Raw genomic sequence first — 19,212 nt, forward strand, 5'->3', positions numbered from 1 at the left:
TGCAATGGTACGCCTCACCTTCCCCGTCTCTGCCACAACGGCTTCTTCCCTTTCAGGTGCCTCTCGATGCCGTCGTTGAGCCGGCCGCGCAGGTCGATGACCGCCTCCACGTGCCCGAACACCTCGGGGAAGCGCAGGTCCAGCCACAGCCACAGCGTGCACTGGCGCAGCGCCTGCTCCATGCGGTCCAGGCGGCTGTGCTCGTCGACGTCGTCCAGGAACCAGGGCGTGCCGGCCTTGCCGGTGCGCGCGTGGCTGGCGGCCCAGGCCTGGAACTGCTCGACGACCTGGGGCAGGCGGTCGTCCACCGGCGCCTGCGCGTAGCGGAAGCGCTCCTGCAGCGACAACGCGCCCGCGTTGCGGTCCAGCATCTCGGCCAGGCCCAGCATCTGCTCCAGCTCGGCCACTTCGAAGTGGGCGTCGTCCAGGCGCAGCTGCTGCATGAAGACGGTCAGCACCTGGTGCAGGCTGTTCACGCCCAGGCGCGCCGAGATCGTCTGCACATGGCGCCAGTTGGGCGCCACCGGGCACTTGAAGTCGCGCGGCGCGCGGGGCTCCTTGGGCAGCAGCTCGCGCAGCGTCTTCATCGCGTCGGCCTCGGCCTCCTTGAGCACGCTGACGAAGCCTTCGTCATGCATGCCGTAGCGGCCCGCGCGGCCGGCGATCTGGTGCACCTCGCCGACGGTCAGCGCGCGGTCGCCGACGCCGTCGTACTTCTCCAGCGTCGAGAACAGCACGCGGCGGATGGGCAGGTTCAGGCCCATGCCGATGGCGTCCGTCGCGACCAGCACCTGGCTGGCGCCGACGGCAAAGCGCTCGGCCTCGCGGCGGCGCACCTCGGGTGGCAGCGCACCGTAGATGACGCTGACAACGTGGCCGTTCTGCGCGATCTGGTCGCGCAGCATCAGCACGTCGCGGCGGCTGAAGGCCACCACCGCATCGCCCGCGTGCAGATGCGTCATCGGCACGGGTGCGGGCATCAGCTGCACATGCTGCTTGCGCTCGAACACGCGGCGCTCGGGCTTCTCGCCGCACAGCAGCAGCAGCCGCTCGATGGCCGGCGCTGCATAGGCCGACGCAATGATGATGAGCTCGCGCGCCGGCACGCCGACGATGGCCTGCGTCCAGGCCCAGCCGCGCGAGTCGTCGAAGATCATCTGCGCTTCGTCGATGACGGCCACGTCGATGGTGTCGCGCGTGTTGACCATCTCGATGGTGCTGCTCACGACGCGGGCGTCGTTGGCAGGCACGTTCTCTTCGCCGGTCAGCAGCGAGCAGGGCACGCCGCGGCCCACCAGCCGGTCGCGGCCCTCCAACGCCAGCAGGCGCAGCGGTGCCAGGTAGGCGCCGTCCAGTGCCTGCGCCAGCCGCTCGAAGGCGGCATAGGTCTTGCCGCTGTTCGGCGGGCCCAGGTAGAGCGTGACCTTGCGGCCCAGCTTGCGCGCCGCGTCGAAGCTGTCCGGGTAGCCCTGGAAGGCCAGTTCGCGGCCGAGGCTGGCCAGCGTGTCCTGCTCCTCGACCGTCTGCTCCCAGCGGTCCTGGGCGCGGTTCAGTGCGGCCTTCAGGTCCTCGTAGGGCATGGGCACGCCGCACTCGGCCTGCAGCCGCGGCAACAACGACGCGAGCTGGCTGGCATGGCCCATGGCCTCGCTGCGGGCGATGAGGTGGTTCAGGTGCAGGATCAGCTCGGCCGTGTAGGAGTACTCGGGCGCCTGGCCCAGGTTGTGGCGCAGCGCGGCCGTGTCGCCATCACGGAAAAAGGCCCAGACGGGCTCCTCGGGCACCGGCACGCGGTGCGACAGGTCGATGCGCCAACCCTCGTGCGCGAGCGTGATCGGGTGCACGCAAAGCCGCGTGAACACCAGGCCTTCGCGGCGCAGGCCCAGGCTTTCGAGCTGGTGCAGGCGCTGCTGCAGCTGTGGGCGCAGCGTGTTGGTCTGCGGCGTGGCTTCGAGCTGGGCCAGCGCGACGGCAATGTGCGCGGGCAGTATCCAGCGGCTCGGCCGGCCACCGCCAGCGGCCCGGGAGATCTGGATGCAACCCAGGCGATCCAGGGTCTCGTCACTGCCATCGTCGAAATCGGCGGGCACCAGCACCTGGGGCAGCGCGTGCGCGGCCTGGCGGATGCGGGCCCAGTCCTCAGGCGCGAGGCCCGCGGGGAAGCGGGCGGCGTGGCTGGGTTGCGGGAGGGGAAAGGCGGGTGCAGGCGGCTTGGCCGGCTTGGGCGAGGAGACTTCGGAATTCACGGCGGAAGTGGAACACAGGCGAGCTGATTGCGTCCTCGCCACGAGGGCCGACGGGCGCGCGGTTTGCCGGTGCCCATTCCTTCGTGACAAGCTCTGCAACTGCTTTGGAGGCCCGCATGCCACGCGAAATCAAGGTCGTCAGCGAAACCGTCGCCGCGCCGGCGCACGAGGTCTACGAGTTCGCCAGCCGGCGCGAGAACCTGCATCGCTGGGCTTCGGGCCTGGCGTCGGCCGACATCGAGCAGGAAGGCGACCACTGGGTGGTCACCGACTCACCCATGGGCCGCATCCAGATCAGGATGGCGTCGCGCAACGAGTTTGGGGTGCTGGACCACGATGTGACGACGCCGGACGGCGTGATCACGCACAACGCCTTCCGGGTCACGCCGGTGGATGAGGGCTGTGCGCTGACGTTCGTGGTGCTGAGGATGGCCGGGGCGAGCGATGAGGACTTTGAGCGGGATGCGGTGCATGTGCTCAAGGATTTGCGGGCGTTGAAGGAGTTGATGGAGAAGTAGGCCGACAGGCGGCGCAGACTCAGTGCTTACTCGACAAAAGCGCGACGCAGCGTTCGCTGTTGTGTCGAATCGCCATGTCAAGCGCGGTCCCGTCATAGCTGTTTTGAAGGTTGGGATCAGCGCCGTGCTCAAGAAGCAGTTGCGCAATCTCCAGGAGGTCATCTTCAGCGGCAAGATGCAACGGGGTATCGGCAAAGTCCGCTTGCTGATTCACATCCGCGCCGGCTTCCAGGATCAGGCGGGCGGCCTCAACATGGCCTCCGCGAACTGTCTGGTGCAACGTTGGTTCGAGTTGGCCATCCAGCCAAATTGAAGCGCCTGAATCGAGCAGCAGGCGAACCAGTTCAACGCGTCCGATTGAGGCCGCATCCGACAAAGGGGTCGACCCACAGTCGCTGAGGGTGTCGACCTCGGCGCCGCGCCTGATCAGTTCATGGATTGCGGTTATCGGGCTATCAAAGCAAGCCAAATGCAGAGCCGTTTCGCCGAGGCTTGTCCTCAAATGAACAGCTGTTGGATCTGTCGCCAGTACCGCTAGGCCCTCCTCCAAAGAGGAATCGAATGCCTGCACCAGCCGGACAACGCGCTCGTCGCTCATAAGGTCATACGGTCAGCTTCGATCATCACACCGGCTTCGGCCGCGTCCCCTCAGACGGATTCGCAATCCACCCCTGCAGCTCCGCCGCCCTTGCATGTTTGGGCGCCAGCTCCAGGAAAGTCTTGTAGGCCGCCATCGCCTTGCCCTCGTCGCCTGCCAGCAGCCGCGCGTCGCCGAGGTTGAGCCAGGCCAGGGACCGGCTGCCGTCCATTTCGACGGCCTTCTCGAACCACACTGCAGCATCGGCAGGCTTGCCGCGCCGGTACAACACGAAGCCCAGGTTGTTGGCCGCCAGCGCGAACTTCGGCTGCAGCTGTAAAGCCTCCTTGAATGCGGCTTCGGCCTCGTCGTAGCGGCGCTCGCGGTAGAGCTGCAGGCCGCGGTCGTTGGCGCGCTGGGCGGCGACGCGGGCGCCGGGGTCGACGCGGGCGGTCGTGGCGGCCAGGGCCTGGTCCTTGCCGTCCAGGCCCTTGATCGTGACCTGCACGCCGCTGGCTGCACCACTCGCGGCCGCGGACACCTGGCGGCCGGCGGTGCTGGCCTCGTCGAGCTTGGCGGCGAACTGGCTGGCCTTGTCGTCGAGCTGGGCCACGGCGCCGCTCAGCGCCGGCTCCTGCGCCGTCGGCAGCTCGAAGATGAATTCGCCGCCCTCCGAGCCGGGCAGGCTGCCGAAGGCCGGTGTCTGGTGGGCGATGGAGGACACGGCGGGCGCGACATAGGCGGCCAGTTCGGTGGCCGTGATGAGGCCGTCGCCATTCAGGTCGGCCTTGCCGTTCAGTGCCTGCAGCAGCGTCCACGTGAACACCGAATGGCCGCCGGGGCCGTCGTCGGCCACCTGTTGGTCGGCGCCGCCGGCGGTCATCATCTGGCGGCCGATGCGGCGCGCGTTGGTGCGAGCGAAGTTGCTGTCGGCTGCCGCCGAGCCGCCGCGCGTCAGGCCCAGGCCCGAATAGCAGGCGTCGATGACGAAGAGAGCGTGCTTGGCCGTGATGGCCTCGGCCACCTCCTGCAGCTGCGGCATGGCGATGGCGTCGGCCTGCAGGTCGTTCAGGCCGGCGTCCACCGGCACGATATAGCCGACCTCGCGGCCGCTGGGCAGCTTGCGCGTGCTGCCGTGGCCGGCGAAGAAGACGAAGACGCGGTCGTCGCGCTTCACGCGCTTGGCGTCGCCAAAGCGCTCATTCAGCGCCTTCAGGATGTTGGCGCGCGTGGCCTCGGCGTCGGTCAGCAGCGTGACGTTGTCGGCGCGAAAACCGAACCGCGTAACCAGGGACTCACGCACGGCCTGCGCGTCGCGCACCGCGTGCGAGAGTTTGGGCCAGGCCGCGTATTGGTTGATGCCGATGACCAGCGCATGGCTGTCGCGATACAGCTCGCCGGGGGCGGGTGGCGGTGCGGCGGCGGTCTTGTCGGTGGACACGACGAATTGCCCGTCCTTCCAGCTCGCAAAGCGCCAGCCCTCGGCGGCGAGCTGGTCCAGCACCAGCGGCAGGGCCTGCACCGTGCGGGCGTGGATGTCGTGGAAGAGCACGATGCCGCGCTGCTGCTTGTCCAGCTCGGCCATCACCCGCGCGGCAATGCTCTTGGGGATGGGGTCGCTCCAGTCCAGCGAGTCGACGTTCCACATCATCGAGCGCAGCTTCAGCGCCTCAATGGTGGTCAACGCCCCATCGTTGCGCGCGCCATAAGGAAAGCGAAACAACGCGTCGCCGTTGCGACCCGCCGCGTCCAGCAGCGCCTCCGTGTTGGCGGCTTCTTCCTTGACCTTGACGAGCTCGAACTTGGACATCAGCTCATGCGTGAAGCTGTGGTTGGCCAGCTGGTGGCCAGCGGCGAGAACCCGCTTGGCCACGGCGCTGCCATTGCCCGGCTGGATCTTGCCGTCGGCATCGACCTTGCCGAGGTTCTGGCCGAGCTGGAAGAACACGGCCGGTGCGTTGTAGCGCTTCAGGATCTCCAGGATCTCGTCGGTGTAGCGCGCATGCGGGCCGTCGTCGAAGGTCAGCAGCACGGTCTTGGGCGGCAGCTTGTCGCCAAAGACCTCGCGCTCCTTGGCGGCGACACCGCGCATCGCACCTGACGCGGCGGGTTCCGGCGCCAGGTCAGCCGCGGCCGGCAACTGTGCGCCGTGCTGCTTCATGACGGCGTCGCGCGTGTGCAGCGCCTTCAGCTTGGCGACGTAGTCGCTCCAGCGCTCGCGCTCGCGCTTGAGCTCGATGCCGCGCTTTGCAAAGCCGCCGAAGACTTCCTTCAGCTCCTGCTCATAAGCCTTCTCGACTTCGGCCAGCGTGTCCAGGTCCTCCTGGGCGCGGCGCGCAAGCTTGATGCCGTCCAGCGTCTGCGCGCTCTTCAGTCCGGTGGCGAGCTGGCTCAGCACTTCCTTGAAGGCGAGGCGGTCGGCGTCGAACCAGCTCGGCTCGCTCTCGATGCGCGTCAGCAGCGCGGCGGTGGCGTCCAGCGATTCGGGCTTGAGCGCCAGATCGGCCAGGCGCTGCTGGCGCTGCAGCAGCTCGTGGAAGAGCTGCTGGCCCAGGGCCTGGACCTCGCGGCGCTGGGCGGCCGGCAGGGTGGCCTCGCCGTCCATCAGCACGACGATCTGGCGGTGCAGGGCCAGCAGGCCGTCGCCTTCCTCACGCAGCTTGGCCGTCGCACTGCTGTCCTGCGCGGCCGAGGCGGCTGGCAGCGCGGCGGGCACTTCACTGAGGCGTTTGTTGCAGCCGGTCAGGGCGAAGGCGATGGTCAGCAGCAGGGCGAGTGAGATGAGGCGCATTGCGGGGTGAAAAAGTCAGCCGCGAGATTGTGGGGCTGCCCGCGCTGCTGACAGCGCGAGACTGCGGACGCCGACAGAATGCCGTCCTCCCAACAAGGACGATAACGATGAGACTGCTCGCCCTGACCCTGGCTCTTGCCTGCTTCATCGCCCCCAGCCAGGCCGCCACCCCCGCCGAGCGCCTGGCCGATGTGGCGACGCGCTACTACGACACCCGCGCCCGCTTCGACCCGCTCAACGCCACCCAGGCCGGCGACAACCGCTTTGACGACCAGCTGGGCCTGGACATCGCGCCGGCCGAGCGGGCCAAGCGCTTCGCCGCCTGGCGCGGCTTCCTGAAGGAGCTGGCCGCCCTGCCCGCCGCCCGCCTGCCACCGGCCGAGCGCCTAAACCGCGAGCTGCTGGAGCAGCAGCTGCGCGCCCAGCTCGCCTTCGAGCGCTACCCCGACCACCTGCTGCCCTTGCACCAGATGGGCGCCACGCCCTTCCAGCTGGCCTTCTTCTCCAGCGGCCAGGCCGGCCAGCCGCTGAAGACGGCCGCCCAGCTCGACGCCTACCTGAAGCGCGTCGCCGGCCTGCCGGCCTGGTGCGACCAGGCCATCGCCAATATGCGCGAAGGCATCAAGCGCGGCGTCGTGCAGTCACGGCCCGTCGTCGAGGCGGCACTGCCGCAGCTGCGGAACCTGGCCGAGGTCGACGCCGAGCACAGCCCCTACACGGCGCCGGTGCGCGCCCTGCCCGCCGACCTCACCGCCGAGGACCGCACGCGCCTGATCGAGGCCTACCGCCGCGAGCTGACCGAGCGCGCCCAGCCCGCGCTGCGTCGCCTGCTCGCCTTCGTCGAGACCGACTACCTGCCCGCCGCGAAGCAGCGCGGCAGCATCGGCTGGACCTCCCTGCCCAACGGCCAGGCCTGGTACCGCCAATGGGTGCGCGAGCAGACGACGACCGACCTGACGCCTGAACGGATTCACGAGCTGGGCCTCAAGGAGGTGGCACGCATCCAGGGCGAGATCACGCGCATCGCACCCCAGCTCGGCTTCACGGGCGACCCGCTGAAGAACGGCGGCCTGCTGGCCTGGGCGCGTACCGACGAGCGCTTCCGGCCCTTCAAGACCGAGGCCGAGATCCTGGATGCCTATCGCGCCATCAACGCCCGTGTCGCGCCGCAGCTGCCCAGGCTCTTCGGCCAGCTGCCGCGCATGGCGCTGGAGATCCGCGCCGAGCCCGAGCTGACGCGCGAGACGGCTTCCGATCACTACACCGCCGGCCAGGCCGACGGCAGCGCGCCCGGCGTGTTCTGGGCCGTCATCAACGACCCCAAGGACTACTCCGTGGCGACGATGACTGCCCTCTTCCTGCATGAGGGCCAGCCCGGGCACCATTTCCACTTTGGCCAGCAGGTGGTGATGCCCATGCCCGAGTTCCGCCGTCGCATGTGGATCAATGCCTATGGCGAGGGCTGGGCGCTGTATGCCGAGACCCTGGGCCATGAACTGGGCCTGTATGCCAACGACCCCGTGGCCTACGCCGGCATGCTGCGCATGGAGATCAGCCGCGCGGCGCGCCTTGTCGTGGACACCGGCATGCACGCCAAGGGCTGGAGCCGCGAGCAGGCGCTGAAGTACTGGATGGACACGACCGGCGCTGGCGAGCAGCAGGCCGTCGCTCAGATCGACCGCTACCTCGCCTGGCCCGGCCAGGCCCTGGGCTACAAGATCGGGGCGCTGAAGATCCAGGAGCTGCGCCGTCGCGCCGAGCAGAAACTGGGTGCGAAGTTCAGCCTCGCCGCCTTCCACGACCAGGTGCTGGGCGAGGGCTCGCTGCCGCTGTCGGTGCTGGAGAAGCGCATCGACGCGTGGATCGCCACACAGGCTAAGGTGGCGCGATGAGCGACATCACGATCTTCCACAACGCGAAGTGCGGCACCTCGCGCAATGTGCTGGCGCTGATCCGCCATGCCGGCCTGGAGCCGCGCGTCGTCGAGTACATGAACGCGCTGCCGAGCCGCGACGAGATCCGCGCCATCGCCGCGGCGACGGGCCAGCCGCTGCGCGCGCTGCTGCGCGAGAAGGAAGCCGTCTTCGCCGAGCTGGGCCTGGACGACCCCGCCTTGAGCGACGACGCGTTGCTGGATGCGATCCAGCAGCATCCGGTGCTGCTGAACCGCCCCATCGTCGTGACGTCCCTGGGCACTGCGTTGTGCCGGCCGTCGGAAGCGGTGCTGGAGCTGCTGCCCGTCGGCCCGCTGCCGCCCTTCACCAAGTCCGACGGCGAGGTGGTGCACGACCACGGCCGTCGGCGCGGCTGAGGTTCAGGCCGGAAAGTCCGTCGATGCCGCGAGACCGCGCCATTCGGCCGTCTCGCGCTCCACAAAGGCATGCTTGTCGGCAATGGCCTGCAGCGTGTCCGTGCCCAGCGGCAGGCGCAGCGGCGGGGTCTTGGCATCGACCAGCGTCAGCACGGCCTGGGCCAGGCGCTCGGGGTCGCCCGGCTGGTTGAGGCTGATGCGCCTGGCGGCTTCGCGCACCTGGCCGGCGCTGGCGGCGTAGTCGGCCAGTTCGCGCGGCGAGGTGACGAGGGACTGGCCTTCCAGGAACTCGGTGCGGAAATAGCCGGGCTCGACGACGGTGGCGTGGATGCCCAGCGGCGCGAGCTCGGCATGCAGGGCCTCGGTGATGCCCTCGACGGCGAACTTGGTCGAGCAGTAGACGCCGAAGCCCGCGGCCGAACGGACGCCGCCGAGCGACGAGATGTTGATGACATGGCCGCTGCGGCGCTCGCGCATCTGCGGCAGCACGGCGCGGGTCACGTTCAGCAGGCCGAAGACATTGGTCTCGTACAGCCGGCGCACTTCATCGGCACTGGCCTCCTCGACGGCGCCGAGCAGGCCGTAGCCGGCGTTGTTGACGAGGATGTCGATGCGGCCGAAGCGGGCCAGCGCGGCGGCCGTGGCCTGGACGGCCTGGGCTTCGTCGGTGACGTCCAGGGCCACGGCCAGAAGACCCGGTTGGGCGCCAAAGCGCTTTTCGATGGCGGCTGCGTCACGGGCCGTCGCGACGACGGCGTCGCCATGGGCCAGGGCGGCTTCGGTGATGCGTGCGCCGATGCCGCGCGAGGCGCCGGTGATCATCCAGACGCGCTTGAAGGTGGGGGTGGTGGTCATGTTGGGCTCCGGTGTGGGGTGAAGGGTGGATCGGCCGATGGAGCGAAATTTAGGATCGGGATTGATCTTCAACTAGCCCAGAATCGCTTCATTGATTGGCAAGTAAATCCTGACAATGGCCTTCAACGAACTGCGCGCCATCACCACCTTCACCAAGGCCGCCGAGCTGGGCAGCCTGCGCCAGGCCGCGGTGGCCCAGGGCATCACGCCGCAGGCGGCGAGCCAGGCGCTGACGCAGCTGGAGGCCCACCTTGGCGTGCGCCTCTTCCACCGCACGACGCGTCGGCTCAGCCTGACCGAGGAGGGCGAGCGCTTCCTCGGCGCCGCAGCGCCCGGGCTGCAAGCACTGCAGCGCGCATTGCATGGCGCGCGCCTGGGTCGTGACGTCATTGCCGGGCCGCTGCGCGTCACGGCCTCGCGCTCGCTGATGCTGCCGGTGCTGTGGCCGGTGCTGGAGGAGTTCTGCGCCCGCCACCCCGACGTCGAGCCCGATGTGCAGTTGGACGACCGCATCGGCGACTGGGTGGCGGACCGCGTCGACGTGGGCTTTCGCGCCGGCACGCCGCCGGGCGAAGGCCTGATTGCCCGCCACCTGCTGCCACTGCAGCTGATCGTCTGCGCCGCGCCCGCCTACATCGCCCGCCATGGCGCACCGCAAAGCATCGACGAGCTGGCCCGGCACCGCTGCAGCGGCTTTCGCCACCCGAGCACGGGCAAGCCCATGCCCTGGGAGTTCCTGGTGGGCGACGAGATCGTCGGGCGCGACGTCGCCTCGGTCTTCATGACCAACGACGTCGAGCTGGAGGCCAATGCCGTCGTGGCCGGCCAGTGCATCGGCCAGCTCGTCGGCGCCACTGCCGCCCCGCTGATCCGCAGCGGCCAGCTCGTGCCGCTGCTGACCGAGCATGTCTGCGCCCACCTTGGCCTGTACCTGTACTACGGCAGCCGCGTGGCCCAGCCGGCGCGGGTGCGGGCCTTCATCGACCTCGTCGTTGAGCGCGTGGTGGGCAACCCGGCCTGGGTGGTCAGCGCTCAGGAGCTGGCTGCGGCCGCCCGCAAGCGCCGCTGAGCGGGTAACAAGCCGACGCGATTGGTAAAGCCTGGGCACACGGCGAAAGCCAACACTGCAGACGGGGAGGGCATCTGAATTGGAGGCTCTCATGAGCTACAGAACTCTGGGCGTATGTGCGGCGGCCGTCGCCCTGGCGGCTTGCGGCGGTGGTGGCGGCGATGCCGGCACTCCTGTCACGACGCCCTCGAACAGCACCTCGGGCACGCTGGCTCTGAGCCTGACCGATTCGCCGGCCTGCGGCTTCGATCATGTCTATGTGACGGTGCAGAAGGTCCGCGTCAACGCCAGCGCCGACGCCGTCGAAGATGGCGCCGGCTGGACGGACCTGGTGGTGGGCCCGACACAGCGCTTTGACCTGCTGGCGCTGCAAAACGGCGTGCTCGCCAGCCTGGGCCAGACGCCGCTGGCGGTGGGCCATTACGCCCAGTTGCGCCTGGTGCTGGCCGAGAACGGCGGCGCCACGCCGCTGGCCAACTCGGTCGTTCCCACGGGCGGCAGCGAGGTCGCGCTGAAGACGCCCAGCGGCCAGCAGAGTGGCCTCAAGCTCAATGCCAGCATCGACATCGCAGCCAACCAGATGGCCGACTTCGTGCTGGATTTCGACGCCTGCAAGTCCGTCGTCACGGCCGGCAACTCGGGCCAATACCTGCTCAAGCCCGTCGTCGCCGTCGTGCCCAACTTGCTGTCGGGCGTCAGCGGCTATGTGGATGCGAGCGTCGCCTATGGCGGCACCCAGGTCAGCCTGCAACAGGGCGGCGTCGTGCTCAAGGCCACCGCGCCGGACAGCAGCGGCAAGTTCGTGCTCACGCCGGTGGCACCGGGCAGCTACGACCTCGTCATCAAGTCCGCGGCCCGAGCCACCATGGTCGTGACCGGCGTGCCGGTGACGGCGAATACCGTGACAGCCGTCAGCACCAGCGTCGCGCCGCTGTCGCCCGCCCCGGCCATCGATGGCCAGGCCACGGGCACGGTGATGGTGGATGGGGTGGTCAACACGGCGGCCGTCGCGGCGACGCAGAAGCTGGCCAGCGGTGGCATCATCACCATCGCCGAGACCATGTCGGACTCGACGACCGGCGCCTTCAAGCTGACCCTGCCCGCCGCGCCGCCCTGGGTGGCGCCCTATGCCGCGCCGCCGGCCAGCCTGGTCTTTGCGGCGGACGTGACGGCCGGCCTGTCCTACTCCTTCAACGCAAGCCTCAACGGCACGGTCAAGGTCGTCGGCCCGTTGGCTGTCACGGCGGGTGGCACGCTGACGGTCAACTTCGGCTTCTAGGCGATAGTGGGTCTGAGCAGGTCGGCGATGCCGATGCGCGCGGCAAAGTCCTCGCGCACCCGCTCGGCCACATCGGTCACCGCCGCCGCGCCGTCGTCCATGAAGTCGACGACCGAGCGGAAGGGCCGCTCGCCATGCGCCAGGCCCACGACGCGCACGACCTCGTCGGCGACGGCCTGCGGGTCGGCTTCGGGCGGCATCAGCGCGGTCAGACGCGTGCCGATCTGGTCCATCAGGCCGGCATAGCGGGCGTAGGCCGCGGCCTTGGCCTCGTCGGCCGGCTTGCCGGCGTTGGCGAAATGGTCGGTGCCGCTGGTGAAGGCGCCGGGCACGACGATGCTGGTCTCGATGCCGAAGCGGGCCAGCTCGAAGCTCATGGTCACGGCCAGCGAGTCCATGGCCGCCTTGGCTGCCGCATAGGGGCCCAGGAAGGGAGGGAAGCCGCCGCGTGTCGTCGTGCTGCCAATCCACAGCAGCAGGCCGCGCTGCTGCTCCCGCAGCACCGGCAGGGCCGCGCGGTTGACGCGCTGGGCGCCCAGCACATTGGTGTTGAAGACGGCGGTGATCTCTTCCGGCGTGTAGGCCTCGGTAGGCCCGACGACGAGATGGCCGGCGTTGTGCATGACGACGTCCAGGCGGCCCTGCTCGGCCACGATGGTGGCGACGGCCGCGTCGGCACTGTGCTGCGACAGCACGTCCAGCTCCACGACGCGCAGGTCCAGCCCGCGGGCAAAGCTCCAGTCGCGCAGCTCGCGGGCCTTGGCCGAGTTCTTGCCAGCAACGCCGCGCATGCTGGCGTAGACGGTGTGGCCGGCGGTGGCCAGGGCCAGGGCGCTCAGCTTGCCGATGCCGCTGGAGGCGCCGGTGACGAGGATGACTTGTTGTTGGTTGCTCATGATGCTGTCCTCCTTCAGACAATGCCGCCGTTGACGCGCACCGTCTGGCCGTTGACCCAGCCGCCCTGCGGCCCGGCCAGCACGCCGACCATCGCCGCGATGTCTTCGGGCTGGCCCAGGCGCTCGAGCGGCGCCATCTTGGCGAGGCGCTCGACCTGCTCGGGCGTCTTGCCGTTCAGGAACAAGTTCGTTGCCGTCGGGCCGGGGGCCACGGCGTTGACGGTGATGGCCTTGCCGCGCAGCTCCTTGGCGAGGATGTTGGTCATGGTCTCGATGGCGCTCTTGGTGGCGGCGTAGACGGCGTAGCCCGGCAGGCCCAGGCCGATAACGCTGGTCGAGAAATTGATGATGCGCCCGCCCTGGCGCAGGCGCCTGGCCGCCTCGCGCATGGCCAGGAAGCTGCCCTTCACATTGATGTCGAAGAGGCGGTCGAAGGTCTCGTCACTGGTGTCGGCGAGGTGGGGCAGCTCGTTGGCCATGGCGCCGGCGTTGTTGACGAGCACGTCCACGCCGCCGAAGGCTTCGGTGGCAGCGTCGAACAGCAGCCTGGCGGCGCCCGCGTCGGCCACGTCGGCCTGCACGGCGATGGCACGGCCGCCACGGTCCACGATCGCATCGACAACCTTTTGCGCTTCGACGGCATTGCCGGCGTAGTTGACGACGACGGCATGGCCGTCGGCCGCCAGTCGCTGCGCAATGGCCGCGCCGATGCCGCGCGAGGCGCCGGTGACGATGGCGACGGGGGAAGAGGAAGAAGAAGTGGTGTTGCTCACGGGGTGCTCCAGGTCGTTGGGTTGGAAGGCAGGACCGAGGAGCGGCCCTGTGAGTTCAATGTATTGTTCGATCGCTTTCGGATAAATCAGACGAACAAGACATCACAATCCAACCCAAATAAACAATCGGAGCCAAACGGCCATGGACCGACTCGATGCGATGCGCCTCTTCGTGCGCATCGTCGACCTGGCCAGCTTCACCAAGGCGGCCGACGAGCTGCAGCTGCCGCGCGCCTCGGTCAGCCTGGCCCTGCAGCAGCTGGAGGTGCGCCTGGGTGTGCGCCTGCTCAACCGCACGACGCGCCATGTCAGCCCGACGCTGGACGGCCAGGCTTACTACCTGCGCTGCCAGCAGATCCTGCAGGACGTGGGCGAGGCCGAGGACCTGTTCCGCAGCGCCCAGCTCAAGCCGCGCGGCAAGCTGCGCGTGGACATGCAGGGCAACCAGGCCCAGCGCTTCGTGCTGCCCTACCTCGGCGACTTCCATGCCCGCTACCCCGACGTCGAGCTGGAGATCGGCCTTGGCGACCGCTTTGTTGACCTCGTGCGCGAGGGCGTGGACTGCGTGCTGCGCTCGGGCGAACCCAAGGACTCGTCCATGGTGGGCCGGCGTGTGGCCCAGCTGCGCCAGGTGACGTGTGCGAGCCGCGACTATCTCGCCCGCCGCGGCACGCCGCGCACGCTGGAGGAATTCAGCACCCACCAGGCTGTCAACTACATCGGCAGCAGCGGCCGAGTTTTGCCCTTCGACTTCATCGTCGACGGTGAAGCGCACAGCCTGACCCTGCCCGGCCCCGTCACCGTCAGCAGCGCTTCGGCCTATGGCGCCTGCTGCCTGGCCGGCCTGGGCTTCATGCAGGCGCCGCGCTACAACTTTGAGAAAGAACTGGCGAGCGGCGAACTGGTCGAGGTGTTTGCCGACTGGCAGCCGGCGCCGATGCCGGTCTATGTGCTGTATCCCCATGCCCGCCAGCTGTCGTCGCGGGTGAGGGTGTTTGTGGATTGGTTGGCGGAGCGGATGGCGGCGGCGGGCTGAGCGACGTTGACCGGTGAGCGCTTATGAATCGCTGCACTCGGTGGACCTAGGGGCCGACGTGGTTGCCTATCTGCATCGAGGCGCTGTCGTGAGCATCTGGACGCGGTTCGGCGCTGCGGGCCTCCTCGTCACCCACCCGACCCCGCCACCGCCCTGAACAGCCGGATCGCCGTCTCCGCCGCCGGCGCCAGCGTGCGGCCGCGCAGCCAGACGGCTTGGGCGTCCACATAGAGATCGCTCATGGTCTTGAGCCCGCGCACGGGCTGCAGGCCCAGGGTCTGGATGATGGGGAGGGCGCGCGGCAACGCGGCCAGCAGGTCGCCGTCGGCCGCCAGCCGGGCCAGCGTGACGAGGTCGTCGCATTCGACGACGACGGGCAGCTCGGCCGGCGTTGCAAAGCCCAGGCCCTGGGCCACATAGGCCTGCAGCTGCGGCGACACCGACACCATGGCCAGGCCGTAGTGCACCAGGTCGGCCGCTGTCACGGTCGTGGCGTCCAACAACGGATGGCCCGCGCGGGCATAGACGGCGCCGCGGATGCGCGTTACCGGCGCCATCTCCAGCCGGCTGGCGTCGGTCAGCATGCGCGGGTCGGCGACGAAGAACTCGATGGCCTCGTCGGTGAGCAAGGTCAGCAGGCTGTCGACATTGCCGTAGCGCACGCGGGCGACGACGCCGGGCGCCTGGCGGCGCAGCTCGGCCAGCAGCGGCGGCACCAGCACGGCGGCCGGCACCGGGCCAGCGCCAAAGGCCAGGTCGCCCAGCAGGCCGCCGCGCAGCAGGTCGGCGTCGCGCTCCAGGCAGTCGGCGTCGAAGACGAGGCGGCGGGCGCGCTCCACCAGCGTGCGGCCGGCCGGCGTCAGCACCGCGCCCAGCGGCCCGCGCTCGAACAGGCGCAGCCCCCAATGGGCTTCGAGGGCCTGGATGCTGCGGCTGAAGGCGGCCTGGCTCAGGTGCACGCGCTCCGCCGCGGCGACGAAGCGGCCCTCGTCGGCCAGAGCGATCAAGTGGGAGAGCTGGCGCAAATTCACTATGCGCTCCACGCAATGAATGCCGACTAATTATGCGTTGGACGTAATGGCTGCCGGCTTTCATCCTTCGCTCCCCGGCCCGCTCAGAGGTTGGAGGAGACAAGCGCCGTGGAGTTCGATTACGTGATCGTGGGTGCCGGTTCGGCGGGCTGCGTGCTGGCCGCGCGCCTGAGCGAAGACCCCGGCGTGACGGTGGCCCTGCTGGAGACCGGCGGGCCGGACAGCAGTGTGCTCATCCACGCGCCGGCCGGCGTCGTCGCCATGGTGCCCACGCGCATCAACAACTACGCCTACCAGACCGTGCCCCAGCCCGGCCTGATGGGCCGCCGCGGCTACCAGCCGCGCGGCAAGACCCTGGGCGGCAGCAGCTCCATCAACGCCATGCTCTATGTGCGCGGCCACCGCCACGACTACGACCAATGGGCGAGCTTCGGCAACGCCGGCTGGTCGTATGACGAGGTGCTTCCCTATTTCCGCCGCGCCGAGCACAACGAGCAGTTCGGCGACTGCCCGCTGCACGGCCGTGGCGGGCCGTTGAACGTGACGCTGCCGCGCAGCGCGAGCCCCATCAACCAGACCTTCCTGGCCGCTGCGGCCTTGCAAGGCGTGCCCCATATCGGCGACTACAACGGCGCCGAGCAGTTCGGCTCTTTCGTCTACCAGGTCACGCAAGTCAACGGCGAGCGCTGCAGCGCCGCCAAGGCCTATCTGACGCCCAATTTGGGCCGCCCGAACCTCAAGGTCATCACCCACGCGCAGGCGACGAAGCTGCGCCTGGCCAATGGCCGCGCGGTGGGCGTGGACTACCGCGTCCACGGCCAATCCCGCTTCGTGCGTGCGCGCCGCGAAGTCCTGCTCAGCGCCGGCGCCTTCGGTTCGCCGCAGCTGCTGATGCTCTCGGGCATCGGGCCTGGCGCACACCTGCGGCAGACGGGTGTCGAGGTGCAGCACGACCTGCCCGGCGTCGGCCAGAACCTGCAGGACCACATCGACTATGTGCAGACCTGGCGCTGCAGCTCGGACACGCCCACCTTCGGCGTCTCGCTGCGCGGCGGCGCGCGGCTGGCGCGGGCGGTGGGCGAATGGCGGCGCCATCGCACCGGCCTGCTGACGAGCAGCATTGCCGAGTCCGGCGCCTTCCTGCGCTCTTCGGCGGATGTCAGCGTGCCCGACCTGCAACTCGTCTTCGTGCTTGGCATCGTCGACGACCACGCCCGCAAGCTGCACTGGGGCCACGGCATTTCCTGCCATGTCGACGTGCTGCGGCCGCACAGCCGCGGCACGGTGGAGCTGGCCGGGCCCGACCCGCAGCTGGCACCGCGCATCGACCCACGCTTCCTCAGCGACGAGCGCGACATGCGGCTGCTGCTGAGGGGCGCCCGGTTGCAGCAGCGCCTCATCGAGTCCAAGCCTTTCGACGGCCTGCGCGGCGACATGCTCTACCCGGTGCGCGCCGACGACACCGAGGCGCTGGCCGCCGACATCCGCGCCCGTGCCGACACGCAATACCACCCGGTGGGCACTTGCCGGATGGGCCCCTTGGGCCGCGACCCATTGGCCGTTGTCGACGACAGGCTGCGCGTGCACGGCATCGGCGGCCTGCGCGTCGTCGACGCCTCGGTGATGCCCACCATCGTCGGCGGCAACACCAACGCCCCCACCATCATGATCGGCGAGAAGGCCGCCGACATGATCCGCAAAGATGTCTGAGCCCCTCGCCCAGCCGCGCCGCCCTGAACGCGGGCGCGCCCAGTCGGTCCCCCGAGGGGACGGCGATGCTTGCCGGATCGACCGGCAAGCACATCGCCACGGCGGGCCGGCTTGGGAGCGGCCCTGCACTCGGCCCGAAAACCGTGCCCATAGCTCAATGGAGACGAAATGAAGACGATGACCGTAATCGCCGCAGTCCTGGCCCTCGCCGGCTGCAGCCGTGAGACCGCAGCGCCCTCCGGCGACGCGAGTGCGACGACGGCGCAGGCGAACGCGCAGTTCGCGCAGGCCCTGCCGCTGGACGAGGCCCAGGGCTTCGAGGATGCCAAGCGCGGCCTCATCGCCCGCCCGGAGGGCAAGATCCTCGCGGTCGACGGCAGCGTGCTGATCGACTTCGACGCCTTCAAGTTCGTCGATGGCGCGGCGCCGCCCACCGTCAATCCGAGTCTCTGGCGCCACGCCAAGCTCAACGCGCAGATCGGCCTCTTCAAGGTCGTCGATGGCGTCTACCAGCTGCGCGGCTTCGACATGGGCAACATCACGCTGATCGAGGGCAAGACCGGCTGGATCGTCGTCGACGCGCTGACCTGCCGCGAGACCGCGAGCGCGGCCATGGCCTTCGCCCGCAAACACCTGGGTGACAAACCGGTCACCGCGCTGCTGTTCTCGCACAGCCACATCGACCATTTCGGCGGCGCTCTGGGCGTGCTGACGGCCGAGCAGGCGCGCACCGTGCCGGTCATCGCTTCGGCTGGCTTCATGGAAGAGGCCACCAGCGAGAACGTCATGGTCGGCACCGCCATGGGCCGACGCTCCGCCTACCAGTTCGGCAAGAACCTGGAACGCTCGCCCAAGGGCCTGGTCGACACCGGCCTGGGCAAGGCCGTGGGCTACGGCAGCTTCGGCGTGTTGGCGCCGACCGACCTCATCACGCAACCCACCGAAGAGCGCGTGCTGGACGGTGTGCGCGTCGTCTTCCACAACGTGCCCGGCGCCGAGGCGCCGGCGGAGATGACCTTCTCGGTGCCGTCGCTCAAGGTCTACGGCGGTGCCGAGAACCTCGCGCAGACCATGCACAACCTGCTGCCCGTGCGCGGCGCCAAGGTGCGCGACGCGCTGCGCTGGGCCGCCTACATGCAGGGCGCGCTGGACCAGCTCGGCGATGCCGAGGTCTATGTCGGCCAGCACAACTGGCCCGTCTGGGGGCACGACCGCATCGCCGACTTCATCACCAAGCACCGCGATGTCTACAAATACACCCACGACCAGACCGTGCGCCTCGTCAACGCGGGCCTGACGCCGGCCGAGATCGCCGACCAGATCCGCTTGCCCAAGTCGCTGCAGGGCCACTTCGGCGCACGCGGCTACTACGGCGACCTGCGCCACAACGTCAAGGCCGTCTACCAGTTCTACCTCGGCGCCTACGACGGCAACCCCGCCCACCTGGACCCACTGCCGCCGGTGGACGTCGCCAAGCGCTATGTGGCCCTGGCCGGCGGCGCCGACAAGGCCGTGGCCGCCGCGCAGACGGCCTTCGACCAGGGCGACTACCGCTGGGCTGCCGAGCTGCTGAACCATGTCGTGTTCGCCGATGCCGGCAACAAGGCGGCGCGCGAGCTGCTGGCGCGTGCCTACGACCAGCTCGGCTATGTGGCCGAGGCCTCCACCTGGCGCAACAGCTACCTGACGGCCGCGGCCGAGTTGCGCGGTGGCGCGCCCAAGCAGGGCGTCAACCGCGCAGCCTTCCTTGACATGCTGGCCCAGACGCCCATCGAGCGCTTCCTCGAGGCCATGGCCGCCGGCCTCAACGGCCCGGCCGCCGAGGGCAAGGACTTCAAGATCAACCTCGTGCTGACCGACACCAAGGAGAGCTATGTGCTGTGGATCGAGAACGCCGTGCTGCACCACCGCCGCGCCGAGCCGGCCGCGGATGCCAACGCCACGTTGACGCTGACCCAGGCCTTTTTCGTCCGCATGATGGCCGGCACGGCGGGCGCCAAGGACCTGCTGCTGTCGGACGACGTCAAGGTGAGTGGCAGCAAGATTGACCTGGGCCGCTTCCTGAGCCTGATGGACAAGGCGACGGGCACCTTTCCCATCGTGTCGCGCTGACGCAAACT

15 protein-coding genes are annotated in these 19,212 nt (G+C 69.2%); 8 read left to right on the forward strand and 7 right to left on the reverse strand.

Annotation, left to right across the window (positions count from 1 at the left end; genetic code table 11):
• Positions 1 to 14: 14 nt before the first annotated feature.
• Complete coding sequence (locus ASC91_RS00705; RefSeq protein ID WP_056191102.1) at positions 15 to 2,246, reverse strand: helicase-related protein; 2,232 nt, start codon at positions 2,244 to 2,246, stop codon at positions 15 to 17.
• Positions 2,247 to 2,362: 116 nt separating this feature from the next.
• Between ASC91_RS00705 and ASC91_RS00710 the strand changes: the two genes are divergently transcribed.
• Positions 2,363 to 2,764, forward strand: a complete 402-nt coding sequence (locus ASC91_RS00710) for an SRPBCC family protein (RefSeq protein WP_056192493.1) — start codon at positions 2,363 to 2,365, stop codon at positions 2,762 to 2,764.
• A 19-nt stretch (positions 2,765 to 2,783) separates the two neighbouring features.
• On the opposite strand, the gene ASC91_RS28650 is transcribed toward ASC91_RS00710, so the two are convergent.
• Both ASC91_RS28650 and ASC91_RS00720 read right to left on the reverse strand, forming a co-directional pair.
• On the reverse strand, positions 2,784 to 3,362 hold the full coding sequence (locus ASC91_RS28650; RefSeq protein ID WP_082532314.1) for an ankyrin repeat domain-containing protein: 579 nt from the start codon (positions 3,360 to 3,362) through the stop codon (positions 2,784 to 2,786).
• A 25-nt stretch (positions 3,363 to 3,387) separates the two neighbouring features.
• On the reverse strand, positions 3,388 to 6,132 hold the full coding sequence (locus ASC91_RS00720; RefSeq protein WP_056191106.1) for a polysaccharide deacetylase family protein: 2,745 nt from the start codon (positions 6,130 to 6,132) through the stop codon (positions 3,388 to 3,390).
• A 107-nt stretch (positions 6,133 to 6,239) separates the two neighbouring features.
• Between ASC91_RS00720 and ASC91_RS00725 the strand changes: the two genes are divergently transcribed.
• Together ASC91_RS00725 and arsC are read left to right on the forward strand one after the other, a co-directional pair.
• The gene (locus ASC91_RS00725) at positions 6,240 to 8,024 is read left to right on the forward strand and encodes a DUF885 family protein (RefSeq protein ID WP_056191108.1); all 1,785 of its coding nucleotides are present in this window, start codon (positions 6,240 to 6,242) and stop codon (positions 8,022 to 8,024) included.
• Complete coding sequence (gene arsC / locus ASC91_RS00730) at positions 8,021 to 8,443, forward strand: arsenate reductase (glutaredoxin) (RefSeq protein WP_056191110.1); 423 nt, start codon at positions 8,021 to 8,023, stop codon at positions 8,441 to 8,443. The genes ASC91_RS00725 and arsC overlap by 4 nt, the downstream gene beginning before the upstream one ends.
• A 3-nt stretch (positions 8,444 to 8,446) precedes the next feature.
• Here the strand turns inward: arsC and ASC91_RS00735 are convergent, their stop codons facing one another.
• Positions 8,447 to 9,298, reverse strand: coding sequence for an oxidoreductase (locus ASC91_RS00735; protein WP_056191113.1), 852 nt, complete (start codon positions 9,296 to 9,298; stop codon positions 8,447 to 8,449).
• Positions 9,299 to 9,413: 115 nt separating this feature from the next.
• Here ASC91_RS00735 and ASC91_RS00740 point away from each other — a divergent pair, with 115 nt between their 5' ends.
• Positions 9,414 to 10,367, forward strand: a complete 954-nt coding sequence (locus tag ASC91_RS00740; protein ID WP_056191115.1) for a LysR family transcriptional regulator — start codon at positions 9,414 to 9,416, stop codon at positions 10,365 to 10,367.
• A 91-nt stretch (positions 10,368 to 10,458) separates the two neighbouring features.
• Entirely contained in the window at positions 10,459 to 11,646 is a 1,188-nt protein-coding gene (locus tag ASC91_RS00745) for a DUF4382 domain-containing protein (RefSeq protein WP_056191119.1), read from the forward strand.
• Here ASC91_RS00745 and ASC91_RS00750 read toward each other — a convergent pair.
• Together ASC91_RS00750 and ASC91_RS00755 are read right to left on the reverse strand one after the other, a co-directional pair.
• Positions 11,643 to 12,542: an SDR family oxidoreductase gene (locus tag ASC91_RS00750; RefSeq protein WP_056191120.1), complete on the reverse strand. Its 900-nt coding sequence runs from the start codon at positions 12,540 to 12,542 to the stop codon at positions 11,643 to 11,645. The two genes, ASC91_RS00745 and ASC91_RS00750, sit on opposite strands and share 4 nt — an antisense overlap.
• Before the next feature lie 14 nt (positions 12,543 to 12,556).
• Positions 12,557 to 13,315 carry an SDR family oxidoreductase gene (locus ASC91_RS00755; protein WP_235531761.1) on the reverse strand — a complete coding sequence of 253 codons (759 nt, stop codon included), beginning with the start codon at positions 13,313 to 13,315 and terminating at the stop codon, positions 12,557 to 12,559.
• A 142-nt stretch (positions 13,316 to 13,457) separates the two neighbouring features.
• Between ASC91_RS00755 and ASC91_RS00760 the strand changes: the two genes are divergently transcribed.
• A complete protein-coding gene (locus ASC91_RS00760; protein WP_056191124.1) occupies positions 13,458 to 14,351 on the forward strand; it encodes a LysR family transcriptional regulator in 894 nt (297 codons plus the stop codon).
• 128 nt (positions 14,352 to 14,479) lie between these two features.
• On the opposite strand, the gene ASC91_RS00765 is transcribed toward ASC91_RS00760, so the two are convergent.
• A complete protein-coding gene (locus ASC91_RS00765) occupies positions 14,480 to 15,394 on the reverse strand; it encodes a LysR family transcriptional regulator (RefSeq protein ID WP_082532315.1) in 915 nt (304 codons plus the stop codon).
• Between the two features lie 96 nt (positions 15,395 to 15,490).
• Here ASC91_RS00765 and ASC91_RS00770 point away from each other — a divergent pair, with 96 nt between their 5' ends.
• Positions 15,491 to 17,092 carry a GMC family oxidoreductase gene (locus ASC91_RS00770; RefSeq protein WP_056192496.1) on the forward strand — a complete coding sequence of 534 codons (1,602 nt, stop codon included), beginning with the start codon at positions 15,491 to 15,493 and terminating at the stop codon, positions 17,090 to 17,092.
• Between the two features lie 168 nt (positions 17,093 to 17,260).
• Positions 17,261 to 19,204, forward strand: coding sequence for an alkyl/aryl-sulfatase (locus tag ASC91_RS00775; RefSeq protein ID WP_056191128.1), 1,944 nt, complete (start codon positions 17,261 to 17,263; stop codon positions 19,202 to 19,204).
• The last annotated feature ends 8 nt before the right edge of the window (positions 19,205 to 19,212 follow it).

It is taken from the genome of Pelomonas sp. Root1237 (assembly GCF_001425055.1).
GTDB lineage: Bacteria > Pseudomonadota > Gammaproteobacteria > Burkholderiales > Burkholderiaceae_C > Pelomonas.

Coding starts and splice junctions, on each gene's coding strand:
- ASC91_RS00740 (WP_056191115.1), top strand. CDS start 9,414: ATGGCCTTCAACGAACTGCGCGCCATCACCACCTTCACCAAGGCCGCC.
- arsC (WP_056191110.1), top strand. CDS start 8,021: ATGAGCGACATCACGATCTTCCACAACGCGAAGTGCGGCACCTCGCGC.
- ASC91_RS00750 (WP_056191120.1), bottom strand. CDS start 12,542: ATGAGCAACCAACAACAAGTCATCCTCGTCACCGGCGCCTCCAGCGGC.
- ASC91_RS00720 (WP_056191106.1), bottom strand. CDS start 6,132: ATGCGCCTCATCTCACTCGCCCTGCTGCTGACCATCGCCTTCGCCCTG.
- ASC91_RS00710 (WP_056192493.1), top strand. CDS start 2,363: ATGCCACGCGAAATCAAGGTCGTCAGCGAAACCGTCGCCGCGCCGGCG.
- ASC91_RS00745 (WP_056191119.1), top strand. CDS start 10,459: ATGAGCTACAGAACTCTGGGCGTATGTGCGGCGGCCGTCGCCCTGGCG.
- ASC91_RS00760 (WP_056191124.1), top strand. CDS start 13,458: ATGGACCGACTCGATGCGATGCGCCTCTTCGTGCGCATCGTCGACCTG.
- ASC91_RS00735 (WP_056191113.1), bottom strand. CDS start 9,298: ATGACCACCACCCCCACCTTCAAGCGCGTCTGGATGATCACCGGCGCC.
- ASC91_RS00725 (WP_056191108.1), top strand. CDS start 6,240: ATGAGACTGCTCGCCCTGACCCTGGCTCTTGCCTGCTTCATCGCCCCC.
- ASC91_RS28650 (WP_082532314.1), bottom strand. CDS start 3,362: ATGAGCGACGAGCGCGTTGTCCGGCTGGTGCAGGCATTCGATTCCTCT.
- ASC91_RS00775 (WP_056191128.1), top strand. CDS start 17,261: ATGAAGACGATGACCGTAATCGCCGCAGTCCTGGCCCTCGCCGGCTGC.